Raw genomic sequence first — 5,181 nt, 5'->3', positions numbered from 1 at the left:
GTGACAGTCCCTCACCGAGCGAAGCCGACGCGGGTGACGACGTCCGCCGCGTCCCGGTCCAGCAGCACGGCCGCGCCGCAGCCGGCCGGCAGCTCGCCCCGCTCGGCCGCGCGCAGCAGCCGGGCGGTGGTGCGGCGGTGCCGGCGGAAGGCGTGGCGGGACACGCCCCGGCCCCGCTCGCGCTGGCCCTGCCGGGCCGTCTCGGGGCTGACGTCCAGCAGGAGCAGGTGCAGGGTGCTATCCCGGCGCCGGGCCTCGCGGGCCAGCCAGGCCCGCACCCAGGCCTGGGTGCCGCAGTCGTGCACGACGACTCCCTCGCCGGTGCGCAGGGCGCGGCGCAGGGCCGCGTAGTGGGCGAGCCGGACCAGGGGGCGGTACAGCGCGTAGGGCAGGCGGCGGGGGAGGCGGGCGGCCCAGCGGTCGCGGGCGTCCTGGGAGTCGATGCGGTGGCCGGTGACCGCGCGGTGCATCAGCGTGGACTTGCCGCTGCCGGGCAGCCCGGTGACGACGACGAGGTCGCGGGGGCCGAAGAGCAGGGCGTGCGGGGTGCGGCCGGCGCGGTCGCGCAGGTCGCGGACGACCGGGGCGGGCCGCTCGGCGCCGCCCCGGCGGCTCCGGGCGGAGGCGGGCGCGGGCACCGCGATACCGGTGTCGGCGGCGCAGGCCGAGGTCCTGTTCACCGTGATCGTCCTCCCAGTGGGCTCGGTCGTCCCATCCCCGTTGTATGTAAAGAGAAGGTAATGGGCAACGGTCGGCGCTTCGTGTGCGTAGTGCCACAGGTCGGTCACAAGGAGCGTGCCCTGGCTGGCCGCGGTGCGGCGTGCAATGATGTGCGCGCCAACTGCATACCGGCCGTTTGAATCCGCGCGGGAGAGTTCCCAGCCGTACGTCTGTGCCGCTGGGGCGCCGAAGGAGCAAGTCCCTCCCTTGAATCTCTCAGGCACCGTTACCGCGTGGGCGAGGCACATCTGAAAAGCGGGCCGCTGCGACAGCGGCTCCACCCAAGGTGCAAGCCGTGATCGTCCCCGTGGCGGTCGCGGCGAACCTCTCAGGTTCCGATGACAGATGGGGAGGAACGTTCCTCGCCCCATCCCCGTTGCCCTGGGAGACGACCGACCGATGAGCAGTACCGAACCCACCGAGCCGCGCCACACCGCGCTCGATGCCGTGCACCGTTCGCTGGGTGCGACGATGACCGACTTCGCCGGCTGGGACATGCCGCTGCGCTACGGCTCCGAGCGCGACGAGCACCTCGCCGTGCGGACGAAGGCGGGTCTCTTCGACCTCTCCCACATGGGCGAGATCACCGTCACCGGCGCCGGGGCGGCCGCCCTGCTGGACCACGCCCTGGTGGGCAACATCGCCTCCGTCGGCGTCGGCCGCGCCCGCTACACCATGATCTGCCAGGCCGACGGCGGCATCCTGGACGACCTGATCGTCTACCGCCTGGCCGAGACCGAGTACATGGTGGTGGCCAACGCCTCCAACGCCCAGGTGGTGCTGGACGCGCTCACCGAGCGGGCGTCCGGTTTCGACGCCGAGGTCCGCGACGACCGGGACGCGTACGCGCTGATCGCCGTGCAGGGCCCCGAGTCCCCCGGCATCCTGCAGTCGCTCACCGACGCCGACCTGGACGGCCTGAAGTACTACGCCGGCCTGCCCGGCACGGTCGCCGGCGTGCCCGCGCTGATCGCCCGCACCGGCTACACCGGCGAGGACGGCTTCGAGCTGTTCGTGCGGCCGGAGCACGCCGTGGAGCTGTGGCAGGCGCTGACCAAGGCCGGCGAGGGCGCCGGTCTGGTGCCGTGCGGACTGTCCTGCCGGGACACCCTGCGCCTGGAGGCGGGCATGCCGCTGTACGGGCACGAGCTGACCCGTGAGCTGACCCCCTTCGACGCCGGGCTCGGCCGGGTGGTGAAGTTCGAGAAGGAGGGCGACTTCGTGGGCCGCGAGGCGCTCGCCGAGGCCGCCGAGCGGGCCCGGCAGAACCCGCCGCGGGTGCTGGTCGGCCTGGTCGCCGAGGGCCGCCGGGTGCCGCGCGCCGGGTACGCCGTCGTCGCCGGCGGCGCGGTGATCGGCGAGGTCACCTCCGGTGCCCCCTCCCCCACCCTGGGCAAGCCGATCGCGATGGCCTACGTCGAGGCGGCGCACGCGGCGCCGGGCACCGAGGGCGTCGGCGTGGACATCCGGGGCACCCACGAGCCGTACCAGGTCGTGGCGCTGCCGTTCTACAAGCGCCGGAAGTGACACGGTCGTAGCCCCGCGCCGGGCCGGAACGTGACATCGGGCACATCCGTGCTGTCCAGGCGCGTTCCCAGCAGTTCCCCCTTCATCAGCACTCCCCCGCGTACAGGAGAATTCAGGCCATGAGCAACCCCCAGCAGCTGCGCTACAGCAAGGAGCACGAGTGGCTGTCGGCCGCCGAGGACGGCGTCTCGACGGTCGGCATCACGGAGCACGCGGCCAACGCGCTCGGTGACGTCGTCTTCGTCCAGCTCCCCGAGGCCGGCACCACCGTGTCCGCGGGCGAGACCTGCGGCGAGCTGGAGTCGACGAAGTCGGTCTCCGACCTGTACTCGCCGGTCACCGGTGAGGTCACCGAGGTCAACGAGGACGTGGTCAACGACCCGTCGCTGGTGAACTCCGCCCCCTTCGAGGGCGGCTGGCTGTTCAAGGTCCGCGTCACGGAGGAGCCGGCCGAGCTGCTCTCCGCCGACGAGTACACCGCCTTTTCCGCCGGCTGAGGAGTCGTAGCCGTATGACTGTCCTGAACACGCCCCTGCACGAGCTGGACCCGGAGGTCGCCGCCGCGGTCGACGCCGAGCTGAACCGCCAGCAGTCGACCCTGGAGATGATCGCCTCCGAGAACTTCGCGCCGCTCGCGGTGATGGAGGCCCAGGGTTCGGTCCTGACCAACAAGTACGCCGAGGGCTACCCGGGCCGCCGCTACTACGGCGGCTGCGAGCACGTCGACGTCGCCGAGCAGATCGCCATCGACCGGGTCAAGGAGCTGTTCGGCGCCGAGTACGCCAACGTGCAGCCCCACTCCGGCGCCTCCGCCAACCAGGCGGCCCTGTTCGCGCTGGCCCAGCCCGGGGACACCATCCTCGGCCTGGACCTGGCGCACGGCGGCCACCTGACCCACGGCATGCGGCTGAACTTCTCCGGCAAGCAGTTCGACGTGGTCGCGTACCACGTGGACGCCGAGACCGGCCTGGTCGACATGGCCGAGGTGGAGCGGCTCGCCAAGGAGCACCGCCCGAAGGTGATCATCGCCGGCTGGTCGGCGTACCCGCGGCAGCTGGACTTCGCCGAGTTCCGCCGGATCGCCGACGAGGCCGGCGCGTACCTGTGGGTCGACATGGCGCACTTCGCGGGCCTGGTCGCGGCCGGGCTGCACCCCAACCCGGTGCCGTACGCGGACGTCGTCACCTCCACCACCCACAAGACGCTGGGCGGACCGCGCGGCGGCATCATCCTGGCCAAGAAGGACTTCGCGAAGAAGCTGAACTCCTCCGTCTTCCCGGGCTTCCAGGGCGGCCCCCTGGAGCACGTGATCGCGGCGAAGGCGGTCTCCTTCAAGGTCGCCGCCTCCGAGGACTTCAAGGAGCGCCAGCGCCGTACGGTGGACGGCGCCCGCATCCTCGCCGAGCGCCTGACGGCTCCTGACGCCCGCGAGGCCGGGGTGAACGTGCTGTCCGGCGGCACGGACGTGCACCTCATCCTGGTCGACCTGCGCGAGAGCGAGCTGGACGGCCAGCAGGCCGAGGACCGCCTGCACGAGGTCGGCATCACGGTCAACCGCAACGCCGTCCCGAACGACCCCCGGCCCCCGATGGTCACCTCGGGTCTGCGCATCGGTACGCCGGCCCTGGCCACCCGCGGCTTCACGGCCGAGGACTTCGCCGAGGTCGCGGACGTGATCGCCGAGACGCTGAAGGCGCCCTCTCCCTTCGGAGCGGCCGACGCCGAGGCCCTCAAGGCGCGCGTGAAGGCGCTCGCCGACAAGCACCCGCTGTACCCGGGTCTGAACAAGTAAGTCACCTTTCGCGGGGCACCGCGCACACTGGAGGTACCGGTGTGCGCGGTGCCCGCGCCCCTGTACCGCCCTGTGCAACACCCGTATGTGAGGAGTCCCCCCGTGGCCATCTCGGTCTTCGACCTGTTCTCGATCGGCATCGGCCCGTCCAGCTCCCACACGGTCGGCCCGATGCGCGCCGCGCGCATGTTCGCCCGCCGGCTGCGCAACGAGGACCTGCTCGGCTCGGTCGCGTCCCTGCGCTGCGAGCTGTACGGCTCGCTGGGCGCGACCGGACACGGTCACGGCACCCCGAAGGCGGTGCTGCTCGGCCTGGAGGGCGCCTCCCCGCGGACGGTGGACGTGGAGAGCGCCGACGACCGGGTGGAGGGCATCAAGGCCGCGGGCCGCCTCAGCCTGCTCGGCGAGCACGAGATCGCGTTCTCCTTCGACGACGACCTGGTCCTGCACCGCCGCAAGGCGCTGCCCTACCACGCCAACGGCATGACCGTGTGGGCGTTCGACGCCGAGGGCACCGAGCTGCTGTCGAAGACGTACTACTCGGTCGGCGGCGGCTTCGTCGTGGACGAGGACGCGGTGGGCGCGGACCGGATCGTGCTGGACGACACGGTCCTGAAGTACCCGTTCCGCACCGGTGACGAGCTGCTCCGCCTGACGAAGGAGACGGGCCTGTCCATCTCCTCGCTGATGCTGGAGAACGAGCGGGCCTGGCGCACCGAGGACGAGATCCGGGCCGGTCTGCTGGAGATCTGGCGCGTGATGCGCGAGTGCGTGCAGCGGGGCATGTCCCGCGAGGGCATCCTGCCCGGCGGGCTGAAGGTCCGCCGCCGTGCCGCCGTCTCCGCCCGCCAGCTGCGCGCCGAGGGCGATCCGCTGGCGCACGCCATGGAGTGGATCACGCTGTACGCGATGGCGGTGAACGAGGAGAACGCGGCCGGCGGCCGGGTGGTGACCGCACCCACCAACGGCGCGGCCGGCATCATCCCCGCCGTCCTGCACTACTACATCAACTTCGTGCCCGGCGCCGACGAGGACGGAGTCGTCCGCTTCCTGCTCGCCGCGGGCGCGATCGGCATGCTCTTCAAGGAGAACGCCTCCATCTCCGGCGCCGAGGTCGGCTGCCAGGGCGAGGTCGGCTCCGC

General features: G+C 72.1%; 5 protein-coding genes and 2 riboswitches. Of the genes, 4 read left to right on the top strand and 1 reads right to left on the bottom strand.

Annotation, left to right across the window (positions count from 1 at the left end; translation table 11 throughout):
• Window positions 1–11: 11 nt before the first annotated feature.
• A complete protein-coding gene (locus tag IE312_RS11400) occupies window positions 12–680 on the bottom strand; it encodes an AAA family ATPase (RefSeq protein ID WP_189980867.1) in 669 nt (222 codons plus the stop codon).
• 177 nt (window positions 681–857) lie between these two features.
• A riboswitch (glycine riboswitch) is annotated at window positions 858–962 on the top strand.
• A riboswitch (glycine riboswitch) is annotated at window positions 963–1,075 on the top strand. It abuts the riboswitch before it with no gap.
• A 44-nt stretch (window positions 1,076–1,119) separates the two neighbouring features.
• Between IE312_RS11400 and gcvT the strand changes: the two genes are divergently transcribed.
• The 4 genes from gcvT to IE312_RS11380 all read left to right on the top strand — a co-directional run.
• Window positions 1,120–2,247: a glycine cleavage system aminomethyltransferase GcvT gene (gene gcvT / locus IE312_RS11395; RefSeq protein WP_189980866.1), complete on the top strand. Its 1,128-nt coding sequence runs from the start codon at window positions 1,120–1,122 to the stop codon at window positions 2,245–2,247.
• 119 nt (window positions 2,248–2,366) lie between these two features.
• Window positions 2,367–2,744 (top strand): glycine cleavage system protein GcvH, encoded by a 378-nt coding sequence (gcvH, locus tag IE312_RS11390; RefSeq protein WP_189980865.1) that lies wholly within the window; start codon window positions 2,367–2,369, stop codon window positions 2,742–2,744.
• 14 nt (window positions 2,745–2,758) lie between these two features.
• Complete coding sequence (gene glyA, locus IE312_RS11385; protein ID WP_229899553.1) at window positions 2,759–4,039, top strand: serine hydroxymethyltransferase; 1,281 nt, start codon at window positions 2,759–2,761, stop codon at window positions 4,037–4,039.
• 102 nt (window positions 4,040–4,141) lie between these two features.
• On the top strand, window positions 4,142–5,181 hold a 1,040-nt coding region (locus IE312_RS11380), incomplete at its 3' end, for an L-serine ammonia-lyase (RefSeq protein ID WP_229899552.1).

The sequence above is a fragment of the Streptomyces capoamus genome (assembly GCF_014654935.1).
In the GTDB taxonomy this organism is placed as follows: Bacteria; Actinomycetota; Actinomycetes; order Streptomycetales; family Streptomycetaceae; genus Streptomyces; species Streptomyces capoamus.
Note: the sequence above shows the minus strand (reverse complement) of the source record. Positions and strands in the feature narration are given on the sequence as shown.